This is a genomic window from Streptomyces sp. GESEQ-35 (assembly GCF_017948485.1).
Taxonomy (GTDB): domain Bacteria; phylum Actinomycetota; class Actinomycetes; order Streptomycetales; family Streptomycetaceae; genus Streptomyces.
Genome location: NZ_JAFFSX010000001.1, coordinates 15,963 through 31,020, shown reverse-complemented (window position 1 = coordinate 31,020; position 15,058 = coordinate 15,963). Strand labels below are relative to the sequence as shown.

At 66.0% G+C, this 15,058-nt stretch carries 13 protein-coding genes and 5 pseudogenes; 10 read left to right on the top strand and 8 right to left on the bottom strand.

Annotated features, from left to right (window positions below; all coding sequences use genetic code 11):
- Positions 1 to 39: 39 nt before the first annotated feature.
- Positions 40 to 480 carry a hypothetical protein gene (locus KCH87_RS00155; protein ID WP_210583099.1) on the top strand — a complete coding sequence of 147 codons (441 nt, stop codon included), beginning with the start codon at positions 40 to 42 and terminating at the stop codon, positions 478 to 480.
- A 327-nt stretch (positions 481 to 807) separates the two neighbouring features.
- On the opposite strand, the gene KCH87_RS00150 is transcribed toward KCH87_RS00155, so the two are convergent.
- Positions 808 to 1,443: a TetR/AcrR family transcriptional regulator gene (locus tag KCH87_RS00150; protein WP_210583097.1), complete on the bottom strand. Its 636-nt coding sequence runs from the start codon at positions 1,441 to 1,443 to the stop codon at positions 808 to 810.
- Positions 1,444 to 1,565: 122 nt separating this feature from the next.
- Here KCH87_RS00150 and KCH87_RS00145 point away from each other — a divergent pair, with 122 nt between their 5' ends.
- The 4 genes and pseudogenes from KCH87_RS00145 (at position 1,566) to KCH87_RS00130 (ending at position 4,056) form a co-directional block, all read left to right on the top strand.
- Positions 1,566 to 2,354 (top strand): SDR family NAD(P)-dependent oxidoreductase, encoded by a 789-nt coding sequence (locus KCH87_RS00145; protein ID WP_210583096.1) that lies wholly within the window; start codon positions 1,566 to 1,568, stop codon positions 2,352 to 2,354.
- 180 nt (positions 2,355 to 2,534) lie between these two features.
- Positions 2,535 to 2,702, top strand: a pseudogene (locus KCH87_RS00140) (transposase family protein); the annotation flags it as partial.
- Positions 2,703 to 2,710: 8 nt separating this feature from the next.
- Positions 2,711 to 3,694 (top strand): hypothetical protein, encoded by a 984-nt coding sequence (locus tag KCH87_RS50650; protein ID WP_210583094.1) that lies wholly within the window; start codon positions 2,711 to 2,713, stop codon positions 3,692 to 3,694.
- Positions 3,613 to 4,056 (top strand): hypothetical protein, encoded by a 444-nt coding sequence (locus tag KCH87_RS00130; RefSeq protein WP_210584053.1) that lies wholly within the window; start codon positions 3,613 to 3,615, stop codon positions 4,054 to 4,056. Before KCH87_RS50650 ends, KCH87_RS00130 begins: the two co-directional genes overlap by 82 nt.
- A gap of 296 nt (positions 4,057 to 4,352) precedes the next feature.
- Here the strand turns inward: KCH87_RS00130 and KCH87_RS00125 are convergent, their stop codons facing one another.
- Entirely contained in the window at positions 4,353 to 5,276 is a 924-nt protein-coding gene (locus KCH87_RS00125) for an NmrA family NAD(P)-binding protein (protein ID WP_210583093.1), read from the bottom strand.
- 100 nt (positions 5,277 to 5,376) lie between these two features.
- Between KCH87_RS00125 and KCH87_RS00120 the strand changes: the two genes are divergently transcribed.
- The 3 genes and pseudogenes from KCH87_RS00120 to KCH87_RS00110 all read left to right on the top strand — a co-directional run bounded on the left by KCH87_RS00120 (position 5,377) and on the right by KCH87_RS00110 (position 6,933).
- Positions 5,377 to 5,931: a TetR/AcrR family transcriptional regulator gene (locus tag KCH87_RS00120; protein WP_210583091.1), complete on the top strand. Its 555-nt coding sequence runs from the start codon at positions 5,377 to 5,379 to the stop codon at positions 5,929 to 5,931.
- Between the two features lie 144 nt (positions 5,932 to 6,075).
- A pseudogene (locus tag KCH87_RS00115) lies at positions 6,076 to 6,334 on the top strand (transposase); the annotation flags it as partial.
- A 116-nt stretch (positions 6,335 to 6,450) separates the two neighbouring features.
- Positions 6,451 to 6,933 carry a hypothetical protein gene (locus KCH87_RS00110; protein ID WP_210583090.1) on the top strand — a complete coding sequence of 161 codons (483 nt, stop codon included), beginning with the start codon at positions 6,451 to 6,453 and terminating at the stop codon, positions 6,931 to 6,933.
- Here KCH87_RS00110 and KCH87_RS00105 read toward each other — a convergent pair.
- The 5 genes and pseudogenes from KCH87_RS00105 to KCH87_RS00085 form a co-directional block, all read right to left on the bottom strand.
- Complete coding sequence (locus tag KCH87_RS00105) at positions 6,902 to 7,720, bottom strand: IS5 family transposase (RefSeq protein WP_247195504.1); 819 nt, start codon at positions 7,718 to 7,720, stop codon at positions 6,902 to 6,904. The genes KCH87_RS00110 and KCH87_RS00105 overlap by 32 nt on opposite strands.
- Positions 7,721 to 7,990: 270 nt before the next feature.
- Positions 7,991 to 8,941: pseudogene (locus KCH87_RS00100) on the bottom strand (alpha/beta fold hydrolase).
- Positions 8,942 to 9,177: 236 nt separating this feature from the next.
- Positions 9,178 to 9,759, bottom strand: a complete 582-nt coding sequence (locus tag KCH87_RS00095; protein ID WP_210583089.1) for a YdeI family protein — start codon at positions 9,757 to 9,759, stop codon at positions 9,178 to 9,180.
- 649 nt (positions 9,760 to 10,408) lie between these two features.
- Positions 10,409 to 11,270: pseudogene (locus KCH87_RS00090) on the bottom strand (IS5 family transposase).
- Positions 11,271 to 11,520: 250 nt separating this feature from the next.
- Positions 11,521 to 12,754: pseudogene (locus tag KCH87_RS00085) on the bottom strand (IS701 family transposase).
- A 167-nt stretch (positions 12,755 to 12,921) separates the two neighbouring features.
- On the opposite strand from KCH87_RS00085, the gene KCH87_RS00080 reads away from it, so the two are divergent.
- Positions 12,922 to 13,326, top strand: a complete 405-nt coding sequence (locus KCH87_RS00080) for a type II toxin-antitoxin system PemK/MazF family toxin (RefSeq protein WP_210583088.1) — start codon at positions 12,922 to 12,924, stop codon at positions 13,324 to 13,326.
- Between the two features lie 374 nt (positions 13,327 to 13,700).
- On the opposite strand, the gene KCH87_RS00075 is transcribed toward KCH87_RS00080, so the two are convergent.
- Positions 13,701 to 14,093, bottom strand: coding sequence for a helix-turn-helix domain-containing protein (locus tag KCH87_RS00075; protein ID WP_210583087.1), 393 nt, complete (start codon positions 14,091 to 14,093; stop codon positions 13,701 to 13,703).
- Between the two features lie 106 nt (positions 14,094 to 14,199).
- Here KCH87_RS00075 and KCH87_RS00070 point away from each other — a divergent pair, with 106 nt between their 5' ends.
- Complete coding sequence (locus KCH87_RS00070) at positions 14,200 to 15,036, top strand: enoyl-CoA hydratase/isomerase family protein (RefSeq protein WP_210583086.1); 837 nt, start codon at positions 14,200 to 14,202, stop codon at positions 15,034 to 15,036.
- Positions 15,037 to 15,058 lie beyond the last annotated feature (22 nt).

The window sequence follows — 15,058 nt, the reverse complement described above, 5'->3', positions numbered from 1 at the left end:
GCGGCATCCGCCACTTCCATGCGCGAGGAGAACGAGAACATGACCACCACACAGGCACCCCCGTACGACCATTGGACCGAGATCTCGCCGGAACTCGCCCAGCGCGTTCCGTTCACTCACCCAGCCAATGCCGAATTGATCAACGCCGTCCGGACCAGCACACTCACGCCGGCACAGGTCAGCCTGCCGGCCGCTGCCGAAGGCGTCAGCGGTGTCACGGTCCGGGCGTTCTGGTGGGGCTTCCACGTTGAGATCGACCACCCCTCACTGGAGTCGATCCTCAACTCGGCCGACGCGGTGAACGCACTTGTCGGCATGATCGGCGGCGCCATTCCGAGCCCCGCCCAGCCGTGGATCGTGCTCGCGGCTCAGTTCGTCGCCGGGGCACACCAGCTGCTGCGCAGCCTGGACCGGGGGCAGGGAATCTACATCAGCATGAGCTGGTTCGCCCCGGGCGTCTTCGTGCCGACCTCGGTGTGACCTGGCTGTGACGACCGTCGGCGGCCCCGGCAGAACGGCCCCAACTGGCCCCGGATTCTTGCCGGTTGAACGACGGTACGAAGTGGCCCCTCGCCTCGAACTGCACGGTCGAGGTGGCAGATGGGGCCGCTTCGGGTCGCCTCGAACGCCTGGCGGCGCCAATGGTCGATCGACCGCAGGGCCGCGGGCTATCGGGCGCGCCTCCATCGCGAAGGCGGCAGTTCCAAGGAGCTCCAGCACCGTGCGACTGTGTACTCGACGGGACCGAGGGCCTGCCTGTGCGAGCGGTATCGGGTGGTTACGCAGAGCGGTGGGGCACCTGGTGTCTCAGGCGCCGTGGGTCCCCGGCGCTCCGTATCGGGCGAGCATGGTCAGCACCGCTTGGTCGACCGCGTTGGTGATGGCGGAGTCGTCGGGCTCCCAGCGCGCGAGCAGCATCCGCGGCCAGAACACGTAGTTGGAGATCATTCCGAGGAATTGGGTCGCCGCCATCTCCGCATCGTCAAGCCGGGCTGTACCAGCGGCGTTCTCCGCTGCCAGGTAGCGGCGGACCGATTCGAAGTAGGGCATCTTGCCGAGCTTGAACTGGGTCTCGCCGAGCTCCGGGAAGCGCGGTACCTCGGCGATGACGATGCGGAAGAGGGCGGCCATGCCGGGCTGGGTGAGAAGCGCCGCGTATCGGCGTCCGATGGCCTCAAGCCCTGCGCGGAGGTTCCCTGGCTCGGGGAAAGGCGCCTCGTCGTCGACCTTCCAATATTCGGTGACGATCGCCTCGAACAGGGCCGCCTTGGTGGTGAACTGCTTGAACAGAGTCGCCCTCGACACTCCGGCCGCCTCGGCGATGCGGGCCAGCGAGGTGCCGTCGTAGCCGGAGTCGAGGAACAGCTTCGTCGCTGCCTCGATGATGGACGTCCGCTTCTGCGCCGCAACGCGCCGGTGGTATTCCGAAGGCTGTGCCGTCATGCCCTCCAGTATGCCTCTCGCTACGAGGTGAGTCACTTGACTCACCTCTATCCCTGCTCTTACCTTGAGAGGGGAGGTGAGTCACTCGGCTCACCATTAATGTGAGCCTGGAAGGATGCATCATGGGACGCTTTGAGGGCCAGACGGTCATCGTCACGGGCGGCAGCGGGGGCATGGGCAGCAGTCATGTGCAGGGCTACCACGCCGAGGGGGCGAACGTCGTCATTGCCGGCCGCGACGACGACGCCGGCCGCGAACTCGCTGCTCAGCTCGGCCATCGGGCTCTGTCCGTTCACCTGGATGTCGCCAGCGAGGACGACTGGGCGGCGGTGGTGCGAGAAGTCGAAGGCCACTTCGGGCCGATCACCATCCTGGTGAACAACGCGGGAGTCCAGAACCCGGCGGCCCCTATCGAGCACACCGAACTCCACACCTGGGAGCACACCTTCAGCGTCAACGTCACCGGCCAGTTTCTCGGCATCAGGGCCGTGGCTCCGTCGATGCGCAGGGGCGGTGGCGGAACCATCGTCAACATCGCCTCGACCGTGGCCCACGTCGGCACGGCCTTCTACGCCCCCTACACCGCCAGCAAGTGGGCCGTGCGCGGGCTGACCAAGACCGCCGCGCTGGAGCTGGGGCGGGACAACATCCGGGTCAACTCCATCCACCCCGGTGTCGTCTCCACACCGCTGATCAACGAACCCACCGTCGCAGGCCAGCCGGCCATCGCCGACTTCTACTCGCCCGATCCCTTCGCCATCCCCCGCCTCGCCGAACCCTCTGAGATCACCCGACTGTTGCTCTTCATCACCTCCCAGGACGCATCTTTCGCTACGGGCTCGGAATTCGTCCTGGACGGGGGCATGCTGCTCGGCCCTGCACTCCAACCGAAAGCCGACATCGCAGCTTGAGCCGGCATGCAGTACGGGGTGTGCGGTCGCGGGCGTCCATCTTGTTCAAGGCGAATCTTGTTCAAGGCGAAGCGATCTTGCCCTGCGATGATGACGCGCTGTGGCAGTTGTGATCACGGCGTCCGAGCCGTCCTAATCCGGTGTTAGCGACAGCCTCGAGGAACATGCGTCCCAACCGGGCTGAGCCCGCACTGCTTCGGCAGGTTGGTGGCCGCGTTGCGACGGGAGGGCGCGGATGCGGTGCGGCGGGGCCGTCCGTGGAGTCTTCCGCTGGAAGACCGGGTGCTGCTCGTGACAGCGTACTGGCGCACGAACTTGACGATGCGCCAGCTTGCCCCGCTCTTCGGCAGTGCCTCATGCTGGCCGGCTACGCCCACCATGAGGAACTGCGCGCCTGGGCACTGAAGGAACTGAAGGGGTACGCGACGGCCGATGAGCTGCCCTCGCACCGAAGGGTGTCGGCCGCACTTGAGATCACGGTGAACTTCAGTCTGCCGGGCACCCTCCTTCGGAACGAGATCCGTCGGGTCAGCCCCGGTCGGCTGCCCCAACACGCTCGCGATCGCGGCATTGGGGAGAGCGCACCGATCCGGCAAGGAGTTCGAGAACTCGAAGCCATCGTGGCCCGCGGTGACAGGGTGGTGCGCCTATGCCCGCCCGGCTCGACTGAGTACGTACTGCTGATGACGCAGGAGCAACACCAGCTGGGAAACGAAGAGGCCGACATCACGTCCCTGCATTGGGACGTCTCCGTCGCGAGCATCGAGGGCGTCCTCGACAACATCAGAACAGCCCTGGTGGCACCGAACCTCGGTCATCTGGACCGCCGTCGCGGAAGTGGCGACGATCGCCGGCGTCATCGTCACCGTGATCGTGGCGAAGTGAGACTCCGCCGAGGCCGCCTGGACCGACTGGGGGACGACGTCGTCAACGATAGCCGCCCGCTCGCCCCGACCTTGCGCCAGGTGATCGCTCTGGGCGGACATGCTCACTCCGAACCGCTGCGCACCTGGGCACTGCGGGAACTCCAGGGCTACGAAGGCACGGATGTGCCGATCCCCGATTACCGCAGGATCTCGGCACCTCTGGTGATGGACGGCCTCGCTGGGATGTGTACTGCGCCAGGGCCGCAACGCCCCGCTCGAAGGCGTTCACGGGCACCGACCCTACTGAGTACTTGGGCGTTGGGGTATGACGAAGAAGGAGGGCGGGTGGCGTGTGTCAACGCGTTGACACACGCGTGTTTTGAGGAGGCGTCGTGCCGAGGTTCCGGAACGAGTGGGGCGAGGAGACCGACTTCGCGATTGGGCTACGTGATGTGGCGTTGTGGGTGTTGCTGACGGTGGCCATGATTGTTGAAGTGCTGTGGATGAGCGGCGACGACCCCCGTGCCGACTGGCCGTGGGAAGCCGCACTGGCGATCGCGGTATGCACTCATCCCTTTGCCTTCGTGCTGTTCTCCAAGTCCACCGACAGTGGTCGCCGCCCCAGCGAGTGCACCGCGCTGGCCGCGGTCCTGCTCCTGGCCCTCGCAGCCATGGCACACGGCGCACGGCATTCTGAGCATTGGTTTTATGTCGTGGTCCTGTCCGTCTTCACGGCTTTCGTGCTCTGGGGGACGTCAAGGGCTGGCCGGGCCCTGACTATGACAGAGGAGGTCGACATACGGGTTCGACGGGCCAGGCGCGGCCGTAACATCTGACACCGTGCCTATGCGGGCTCCATGAGCTGCCCTGTGGAGGCGGTCGCGTAAACAATCGCACAAAGCGCCCCGGGCTCCGCCCGACAGCGTCAGGATGCCGCCCAGTCGAGTCCGAGGGCGGCGAGCGCGGCCAGCTTGTCCGCGGTGAGCTTGGCGCGGCGGCTCTTGGTGTTGAGGAATTGTCAAATTCTGTGGACGGCTTGCGCGGATCAGGGCTGTGTTCGTGGTGAGTGGGCGGTGTCGTAGCCGGAGAGGACCTGGCCCTCCTGACGGACCGGACGACACCCGGGGCCGTCTCAGGCGGTGGGCCGCATGCGCTCCTGTGTCCATTCCTCGAAGCTGGTGAGTGCGATGCCCAGGTCCCTCGCGTACTGCGGGCGGCCCGGCTGACCGGCTACGTTCAGCCACTCGTGATTGGCGCCCATCGCTGGCATTCCGGCGGTGAGGGCCTCCTCCTCGGTCATGTCCGGCGCGGACAATTGCGTGCCCAGAGCGTGGGAGAGGGTCTCGGCGATCTCCGTCATCGACAGGTAGTCGCTCGCCAACTCCAGTTCGACCCTGTCGAATCGCTCCGGCGCGATGATGGCCGTGGCGGCCGCCCTGCCGATGTCGTCCACCGCGACCAGGGATAGCCGGGTCTCGGGGTTCAGAACGCTCACCAGGCCGCCCTCTATGCCGCGCGGGAACAGAAACGCCATGGACGGGAGGAAGTTCTCCATGAAGAAGCCCGGCTTGAGAAGCGTCCAGTGGGGGAAGCCGGCCGCGCGGACCCGGTCCTGGATCGCGCTCTTGGCGCCCAGGGTGGGTTCCATCGAAGCCCAGCGGCCTTCGGCCCAACCGGGAGTTTCGGTGTGCTGGCCGGCGCCGGTGACGGATGTATGCACGAACTGAGGCACTCCGGCGGCTTTCGCGCCCTCGATGAGGTTGACGCCCTGGGCCACCTCCCCTTCGAAATCGAAGCCTTCGGTGGTCATGGCGGGCATCTGCACGGAGAAGACGGCGCGGGCACCCTCGGCAGCCCGGACCACGGAATCGCGGTCGTGAAGATCGCCGGTGACCAGTTCGGCGCCGATCGCCTCGACGGCCTTGGCCCGGTCGGTGGTCAGGTCGCGCACCAGGGCACGGACGGGCACGTCTGCTGCGCGCAGGGCACGGACGGTGGCACCGCCCTGTTTGCCGGTGGCGCCGGTCACCAGGACGGGCGCGGAGTCTGTGGACATGATGCTCCTCAGGTGCGCGGCGATAAACGGCGGGGCCCGCCGTTTATGCTCCGCTACGATACGGCGGAGCCCGCCACTTATCAATCCTGGAGGTGATGCCATGCCCGAGCGCCAGCGTGCGGACGCCCGACGCAACTACACGCGAATCCTCGCCGTGGCCGAGGAGGAGGTCGCTGTCCATGGTGCCGACGCCTCCCTGGAACAGATCGCCCGCACCGCGGGGGTTGGCTCAGCAACCGTGCGCCGACACTTCCCCACGCGCCGCGCACTGTTGGAGGCAGTCTCCAGGAAACGGATCGAGGCCTTGTGCGTCCGCGCCCATGAGCTGACCGGCAAGGGCGACAGCCGGAACGCGCTCCTGGAATGGCTTGATGACGTCGTCGCCTACTCCGTCTCCGCCCGGGGGCTGGCGGCAGCACTGGCCTATGACGGCCCGGTGCACGAGAACAGCTGCTCGGCGGCCCTGGAAGAGGCGGCAGGCCCCCTGCTGCACCGCGCCGTGCAGGACGGCGCGCTGGCGACAGACGTCACTGTCGCTGACCTGATCACGCTGGTCGTCGGCATCGTCCTGGCCACGGAGCACTACCCCGACCCCGCCGCCCAGGCGGACCGGCTGTTCTGGCTGGCCGTGGCGGGACTGAGTCCGCAGAGCTGAACAAGGTACACAACCGGCAGAACCGAGAACGGGCCTACACGTTTCCGGGCGCACTCACCACTGAAGCGACCCGCTCGCAGCGTCCGCCGGCCATGATCCGCCGGACAGGACCTACTAGCTAGGGTCTGTGTGAGGTCGTGATCAATCTTGCCGATCCGGATCCGCCTGGAACCGTTCCTGCCGATAGGCGAGTACGGCCCGTACCCCGAGCGGCTCCGGGATCAGTTCGAGGGCGTGATCTGGCGGTTCAAGACAGGGCGCGCAGTGGCGGGAGATGCCGGAAAAGTTGGGGCCCTGGTCGACCGTCTACGGACGTTTCCGGGTCTGGCGGAACGCCGGTGTCTTCACCGCCCTGCTGGAGGGCCAGATCACCGAAGCCGCCCGCCAGGGCGAGACAGACTTAGAAGGCTTCCGCTTTCCGAACGTGATCGTGTGGTTCGAGGTTGGTGGGCGTGAACTCTGCCTGTGGGTGGGAGAGATGGGGCGGTTCGTCTGCTCGTCTTGTCCGTGGAGGTGGCTGTGCCGTCGGTGCTCGGAATGCTGGAGGCCCGGGAGAAGAAGGTCCGTGAGGAGGTGGCCCGGCTGCGGGAGGAGGCCGAGCGGGTGCAGGCCGCGCTCGTGGCGGCGGAAGGCGCCCTGGTGAGGCTGGCCGGCGCCCGGGAGACGATGGCCGAGGTGCTGGGTGAACAGGCAGGTCAGGGCGGCGAGCTGACCTCTGGTGCGGTAGCGGGCTCGACCGTTCCGCACCGGGGTGGGAATGCCGTCGTTGAGGTGCTCGCGCCCGAATACCAGCAGGTCCTGCGGGTCCTCGCTGTGCCGGAGGCGGCCGGTGGGATGCGGGTGAAGCAGATCCTGGCCGGGCTGGGGTGGGAGGCGACACCGACCCGGGTCGAGGGCGTGCGCTCGCGGGTCAAGCGGCTGGCTGCCCGCGGGTGGGTCACCGAGGTGCGGCCGAACGTGTTCGTCTCCGCTATGACGACGGAGTCGGCTGCCGCGGGATGAAGGCGTTGCGGCGGCGTTCGGCGAGCCGGCTGCTCATGAGCATGGTCATCGACCACAGCACCATCGCCTCGTGCATCGCGGGCAGCGTCTCGTAGTCACGCACCAGACGACGCGAGCGCATCAGCCAGCTCAGCGTTCTCTCCACCACCCACCGTCGCGACAGCACCACGAACCCGGTGGTGTCGTCGGTGCGGCGGACGATGTCGAGGGTGACCTGGAGCTCTGAGCGGGCGAAGTCGACCAGGCGGCCGGCATAGCCGCCGTCCGCCCAGACGAGACGGATCGAGAAATACTGCTCGCGCAGCCGCGCCAGCAGCCCGACGCCGGCGTCGCGATCCTGCACGCTCGCCGCACTCACCAGCACCGTCAGGACCAGGCCGAGACAGTCCACCACCACATGCCGCTTGCGCCCGCCCACCCGCTTGCCGCCGTCCCAGCCCGACGTCGCGCGCGGGATGTTCGCCGCGGCCTGCACCGACTGCGAGTCCACGATCGCAGCCGTCGGATCCACCGAACGGCCCTCCCTGACGCGTACGCGGTCGCGTAGCCGGTCATGGAACTCGGCCAGCAGGCCGGTGGCCTGCCAACGGCGGGCGAAGGCATGCACCCGCCTAAACGGCGGGAAGTCCGCAGGCAGGTTGACCCACTTCACCCCGTTGTCCACGACATAGCGGACCGCACCCAACATCACGCGATGGCAGTACCCCTCCGGCCGCCCGCACTGGCCCTGGAGCCAGGCCGGAACCGGCAGCAACGGCCGGATGACCTGCCACTCCGACTCGCTCATATCGGAGCCATAGCACGAGGTCCGGTCCGTCCGGTCCGCGGCGTTTTCCGAACCGGTGCGCGAGACAATCGCACGGCGCCACGCGGGAGTTGGACGCGACAGCCGTGGTCACGCAAGACTGCGACAACAGGGTCTCCTGGGTGTTCGAGTGGCTTCGCAACCCCGAGCTGCCGAGGGGGCCCTGTCTTCATGCGCCGACGCCGCAGCGATCACCCGATCCAGCACCCAGTTCGACTGACCACACCCATCGACCGGTATGCGGAAGCCTTCTCAGACGGTGGCATCCTGCTGTTCCAGCCATTTGGAAATCAGCTGGTTTGTTTCCTCAGGCATTTCCTCCTGGATCCAGTGCCCGCAGTCCAGGCCGACAACTTCCACGTTGGGCACGAACTCTGTCAGGGCTTCGGACCTCGGGCCGAAGGGGTCCCGGTCGCCGTAGATCATGAGGGCGGGCTGCTGGATGATCGGGTCCACGTCCGCCAGCTGGTGCCAGTTGCGGTCGAGGTTCCGGTACCAGTTGATGCTGCCCGTGAATCCCGACGTTTCGAACCCGGAGATGTAGACGGCCAGGTCGCTGTCGCTCATGACAGGCTCACCGAGCGGTGCTTCCGCCAGGGCGAGGTTGATAAACGCCATGCCCGGCTCAGGGGGCGCCGGGGGAACGTTCTTCCGGTAGAGGTTGCGGAGAAACTGGCTTGTGTTCGCATCGAACACAGCGTCCGCAACGCCCGGCTGTCGATTGAAGTGGACGAAGTAGAAGTCGCCGCCGAGGAACTGTTCCATGACCTCGATCCACGGCGTTTCACCGCGCACCTGGTAAGGCAAGGACAGGTTGATCACCTTGTTCACACGGTTGGGGTGCAGCAGGGTCAGTCCTCAGACGACGAACGCACCCCAGTCATGGCCGACGAAGGTGGCGTCTTCGTATCCGTAGTGGTCGAGGAGCGCGACGAGGTCGCCCGACAGGTGCTCGATGTCGTAGTCGGTCACTTCGGCCGGGCGGGATGAGTTGCCGTAACCCCGCTGGTTCGGTGCGATGACGTGGTAGCCGGCTTCGGCGAGGACGGGCATCAGATGACGCCAGGAGTACGCGTGCTCAGGCCAGCCGTGGCAGAGCACGATGGGCTTTCCCTTGTTTTCTCGTCCTGCTTCGAAGACTTCGAGTTCCACGCCGTTGACCGGAACAATGGTGGGCTTGGGGAAATCGCTAGAATTGGTCATCGTGTTTCCTTATTGCCTTTCGGGTGATTTGGCTTAGGTGAAGTTCCCGAAGAGTTCGGGCTACCTGTTGAATCACGAACTCTTTGCGCGGGGGCCCTGTGCGGAATGAAGGTCTGACACTGAGATCGCCGAGACGCGAGACGACGGTTGCGCTTCGTGACAGCGCCTTCTTGGGGCTCCCTATGAGCCTCCGCGGGCCTTGATGCCCTTGATCTGCGCGTTGACCGAGCGGTCGATCATGATGGCCGCTCGGACCTTGCCATCGACGCCACTATCCGCTCCAATCGGGCCAGCCGCGTCTTCTCGGTACGGGCGGTGACCAGACCGAGGTGCAGGGCGAACTGGTCGGACTTGCCGAGCGTGTCGTAGAACACCCGCGCTGCAGGGTTCGCGTCGAGGGCTTCGATGAGATCCGGTGGTGCGGTGGCGTTCTTCTGCGAGGCGTATGCCGTCTCCCAGCGGCCGTCCGCCCGCGCCGCCTCGACCTCGGCCAGGCCGCGGGGGCGCATCCGGCCTGCCGCGATCAGGGCTTCGGCCTTGTCGACGTTCACCTGCGACCAGGCGGAGCGGGGGCGGCGGGGTGTCGTGCGCTGCAGAAAGTACGAGTCGTCGAAGCCTCGCCGCTGACCGTCGATCCAGCCAAAGCAGAGCACCGTGTCGACCATCTCTTCCCAGGTGAGCGACGAGATGCCGGTATGCTTCTTGGCGATCTTCACCCAGAGCGCGGCCTTCTCTCCGTGATGCTCTTCGAGCCACGCCTCCAGCTCGGCCGGGCTCGCGGGGACAAGGATCTCGACGCCGTCCTCGTGTTTCTGCATAAACCGCAGACTAGAGGCCATATAGGACAGATGGTGACCTACTCAAGCGACCCGCTCAGGCGACCTGACCGGTTCACTACTTGGCGAGCTTCGCCCCTGCTTGCCTCAGGTCACCCGTCGAGTTGATGAATTGCTTGAGCTGGCTTGGGATGTTGCCGTAGCGGGTCGGCGAACCGACCGCAGGGTCTAGCCAAGGCGGCTACCGACACAGATGTGCTTGGGGCGATTCGACTCCCACAACGGGCTTTCGGGACTCCGCCCTGGAGTATCGGTGGCCTGGTGACCATTGGGCGGTAGTGCCACTCCCGTGGCGGGGTGGGTGTCCACCGCGGTGGACACCCACCCCGCTGCCGCTCCTGTCTCTGAGAATGCTTCCGCATACCGGTCGATGGGTGTGGTCAGTCGAACTGGGTGCTAGATCGGGTGATCGCCGCGGCGTCGGCGCATGAAGACTTCTTCTCCCGGGTCTCCAGCATTCCGAGCGCCGACGGCACGGCCACCTCCACGGACAAGACGAGCAGACGAACCGCCCCATCTCTCCCACCCACAGGCGGAGTTCACGCCCACCAACCTCGAACCACACGATCACGTTTGGAAAGCGGAAGCCTTCTTAGAGGGCGTCCGATCTAGGTGGACTGCCATTTATGTTCTAGTAAGTTCCTCGCCAGGTGGGTGTCGTCTCGTCCGTTATGCGCTTGGTGAGGTTGTCGATCGAGGCGACGTGGATCAGGGCCTCGGAGCTGGCGGGCAGGGTCTCGCAGTCGCGGGCGAGGCGCCGGTGCAACATGATCCAACCAATACTTCGTTCGACAACCCAGCGCCTTTTGACAACGTGGAAGCCGCGAACTCCTGGGTTGCTGTTGACGACTTCGACGTCGATTCCGAGGCTGGCGCCGTGCTCGATGACGGCGTTCTTGAAGCCGGTGTCGACCCAGCTCTTGGAGATGTGGGGGTAGGTCTTCTTGGCCTGGGCGAGGAGCTGGATTCCGACGGCGTTCTCGGACAGGCTCGCGGCGGTGACGGTCACGGCGAGGAGCAGACCGAGTGCGCCGGTGATGATGCCCCGCTTCCTGCCGACGATCTTCTTGGCGGCTACGGCACCGAGTCTTCCCGGACCCGGCGGCTCCCATTAGAGGCACATTGGTGGAGGTCTTTACGCTCTGGGTGTCGATCACGGAAGCGGTCGGTTCGGGTTTGCGTCCTTCCTTACACGCGGGCCAGGCCGGTGAGGTCGTAGTTGAGCTGGGTGAGGATTCCCTCGTCGCGCCGGGCGGCGTAGCAGGCGTAGACGGTGCCGTGGTTGGGGAAGTCGTGCGGGAGGTATTTCCAGGGGAGTTTCGGTGCGGTTGATGTAGAGGAGTGCGTTGAATACGTCGCGCGGGTCGACCTTGGCCGGCTGTCCGGTGGGCCTGCGGTCGAGCCGTGCCTTTCTCCAGGCTGTCAACGTCGGCTCGATTAAAGGCCCATCGGGCGTCGGACAGGTCGCTGGGGTACGGCTTCCGCTGGCTCACGCCGTAGCGTGATCATGGATGCGGCGGACGGTGCTGTTTCGCTGCCGCTGGGCGTTTCTGCCTGATCTTCAAACCAGGCGGACTGTGTACACGAGAACGGGAGCAAACGGGCGGCCAAATTTGCAGCTCGATGGACGCGTGGGTGCGCGTATGGGGCAAAAGAGCTCAAGCCTGACGGCCGTGAACGTTACTTACCGACATAGACCATCTCTAAATTCCCACTTAGTGCTCCAGCCGTAGATCGTGATCTTCATGCCTGAGTGGCTTGTCGACGGTAGTGGCTGGCCTGGGATCGGGCCTGGTGGCGGCGTCGCCAGTCGGACCAACCGAGCCGGTGGGCGGCATCGTGGACGGGTCGGACAACGAGTGTGATGAACAGGCGCTGGATCTCGTTGCAGGTGAGTGGAATGAGGGCATCGGGTGCGGGGCGGGTGTGCTCGTCTGCGCGTACGACGGCGAGGAAGGCGTGCGCGAGCATGGCGAGGGTGACCCAGCGGGACCAGGAGGCATAGCGGCGGACCTGGTGCTCGTCGAGAGCGGCCAGGCCCTTGCCCGACTGGAAGAACTCCTCCACCCGCCATCTTGATCCAGCGACTCTGACCGGCACGGTCAGCGGCACGGGTGCGGGCGAGTAGCAGCGTTAGTAGGCGAGTTCGCCGGTGCTGCGGTTACGGCGGATCAGCAGTTGCCGACTCCCGGGTCGGGGGTCGGCGGGGTCGATGACTGCCCAGTCGTAGAAACGGTGGCCCTTGGCCCCGGCCCCTGCGGAGAGCTTCTGCCAGGCCCGCTTGGGCACCTTCTTGGCCAGGGTGTCCGCACGGAACCTCCCCCGCCCCGGTGGTGACTTCGTGCGAGCAGGCCACCGTGAGGACGTGGCCGGTGCCGCGTTCCTCCAGTGCGGTTCGCAGCCTGGGGTTGCCGCCGTAGACCTCGTCGCCGGCGACCCATGCGGGCTGGTGGCCGGCGTCCAGGAACCGGGCAACCATACGAGTGGCCAGTTCCGGCTTGGTGGCGAAGGCGGTGTCCTGGTCGAGTCCGGCATGCCGGCAGCGGTCAGGGTCGGAGGTCCATGAACGCGGGACGTACAGTTCCCGGTCCACTGCCGCGTGCCCGGGCCGGCCGGAGTAGACCAGGTAGACGGCGACCTGGGCATTTTCGATCCTGCCCGCGGTGCCGGTGTACTGGCGCTGGACGCCGACCGTGCCGGTGTCCTTCTTCACGTCCCCGGTCTCGTCGACCACCAGTACCGCCTGGTCGTCGTGCAGGTGGTCCACCACGTAGTCACACACATCGTCGCGGACCCGGTCGGCGTCCCACTTGGCCCGCCCCAGCAGATGCTGCATGCCGTCCGGGGTCCTCTCCCCGGCCCATTCGGCGATGGTCCAGGAGTTCTTGGGCGGCAGGTCCGACAGCAGTCCGAGCACCAACTTCCGGACCCGGAACCGGGGTTCGACCCGTGTGAACCGTCCCGCCATCCGGCTCATCAGGCCCTCGAACGCCTCCTGCCAGCGGGCAGGGTCTACGCTGTGACCCGCGGCCACCGCGTGATCGTTTGTCTTCACACACCGATGATCAACGGGTGGCCGCACCCGTCTCCACAGCGCGTCGGGGCCGCGCAGCGTCCGCCCGCCGTCCTGTGTCAGGAGGACATGTGCAACGTGGCGAAGTCTGGTGGGTGGAGTTCGACGAGCGGCGGCCGGTCGTGCTGCTGTCGGGAGACGACGCGTCCGGGATCCGGGTGATGCAGGTCGTCGCTCGGGCGGGTGTCGACATCACCGGTCTGGGCGTCGAAGTGGCAGTAGGCGCCGTGGAAGGACTGCCCTTTGAAGGCGTGCTGCGGTTCGCGTTGCCGCGTCCGGGCTTTACCCCTTGCACGTGGCTGACCACCGTGTCCCGGGACGACCTGATCGAGCGGGCGGGCGTTCTGTCCTCCGCGAAACTCAGCGAGATTGAGAACGCCCTCCGTCTCGCTGAGCAGGCGAAGGAGTGGACCCCGGCGACGACCGCGAAGCTCAGCGAGATAAGGAACGCCCTCCGTCTCGGTGGACTCGGGTAGGCGGAGAAGGAATCGGACGCCCGCGACGGCGTGGTCGGTCTCGTCCAGATGATCGACGCTGCCAGCTGCCTCCTCGGCGCCGCTCACGATCGAGATCACGAACTACGGCTGGAGTATTGGAAGTGGTTGGATCACTCGGGGAATGGTGATCTGGGGGGCGGGGTGGCTCGCCGAAGGTGTGGGAAGTCGACGACGAACTGGGGTCGGTGATCGAGCCGCTGCGGATCAGGACCGGACCGCCATGGTGACAACGCCCACGGCCGACGTCGGCTCTCGGCCAGCGCTCACCCTGCTGGCCCAGACCACGCTCTCCAACCGCATCAGACCAGGGGCCCAGCCTCGGATGACATGTCTATAGGTGATTGAGCAGGCGGCTATGTGTCAGTCCTGCTGTCGTACGCCCGCTGGCTGTTCTGGATTTCCTCGCTGTGCTCGACCGTCCAGTTGTAAAGATGCCCGAAAGGCTCGCGCAGGGACTCACCCAGCGCCGTGAGCGAGTACTCGACGCCGACCGGTGAGGTCGGCAGTACCTTCCGCTGGATCATGCCGTTCCGCTCAAGACGGCGCAGTGTCTGAGTGAGGACACGCTGCGTCACACCTTCCAAGCGGCGTTTCAGCTCATTGAACCGCATCGGCCGCTCCAGAAGCGCCATGACCATCATCGACCACTTGTCCGCTATCTGGTCGAGGATCGGCCGGCTGGGGCAGTCCGCCCGGAAAACGATGTGTGTTCCCGCGTCAAGGCCGTGCGGGGCGGTATCCCTCATGATCCTTGGTTCTCCCAGAGTGCGTTCTTGACGGTCCCAAAGGCGTCGCCGACGGTAGGTATGTATTGCAAACCTACACACCTATCGGTAACTGACGGAGAGCCTCTTGACCACCAATGTCTACTCGACTCTGCACGTGAGCATCGAAGACGGCGTCGCCCGGATCGTCCTCGATAACCCGCCGGTGAACGTGCTCGACGCGACGATGATGCGCGAGCTCCGTACGGCGCTGGACGCCTTGAGGGGCGATTCATCGGTCCGGGTGATCGTCTTCTCCAGCGCCAACCCGGAGTTCTTCCTCGCTCATGTGGACATGCGGATCGGGGAGAGGATGGACGTTCTGGAGCAGCTCGCTGCGTCGGCGCCGACGGACGTCAACGTGTTCCAGGCCGTAGGCGAGCTCCTCCGCCATCAGCCCCAGGTGACCATCGTGAAGCTCGCCGGGAAGACCCGCGGAGGCGGGGCGGAATTCGTAGCCGCAGCGGACATGGCATTCGCCGCTGCCGAGACCGCCGGAATCGGCCAGATCGAAGCGCTCATGGGCATCGTCCCAGGCGGAGGCGGAACGCAGTACCTCCGTGACCGCGTGGGCCGCAACCGTGCACTGGAGGTGGTGCTCACCGCAGACCTGTTCGATGCCGAGACTGCAGCGTCTTACGGCTGGATCAACCGGGCTCTGCCAGCCGACCAACTCGATGAGTACGTCGACCGGATCGCCCGCAATATCGCTGCCCTGCCCGATGGTGTCATCGAAGCAGCCAAGCGCGCATTGCCTGCCGAACACATCACGGACGGACTCCTCCGCGAGAACGAGGCCTGGGCCACTCAGATTGCTTTGCCCGCTGTTCAGCAATTGATAGGCCGAGGACTGCGCAACGGGGCGCAGACACCCACAGGTGAACGCGCCCTCGAGGAACTGATGCGCAGTGCCATGCGCCGGTGAGCCAGAACCAGTATCTGGCGCC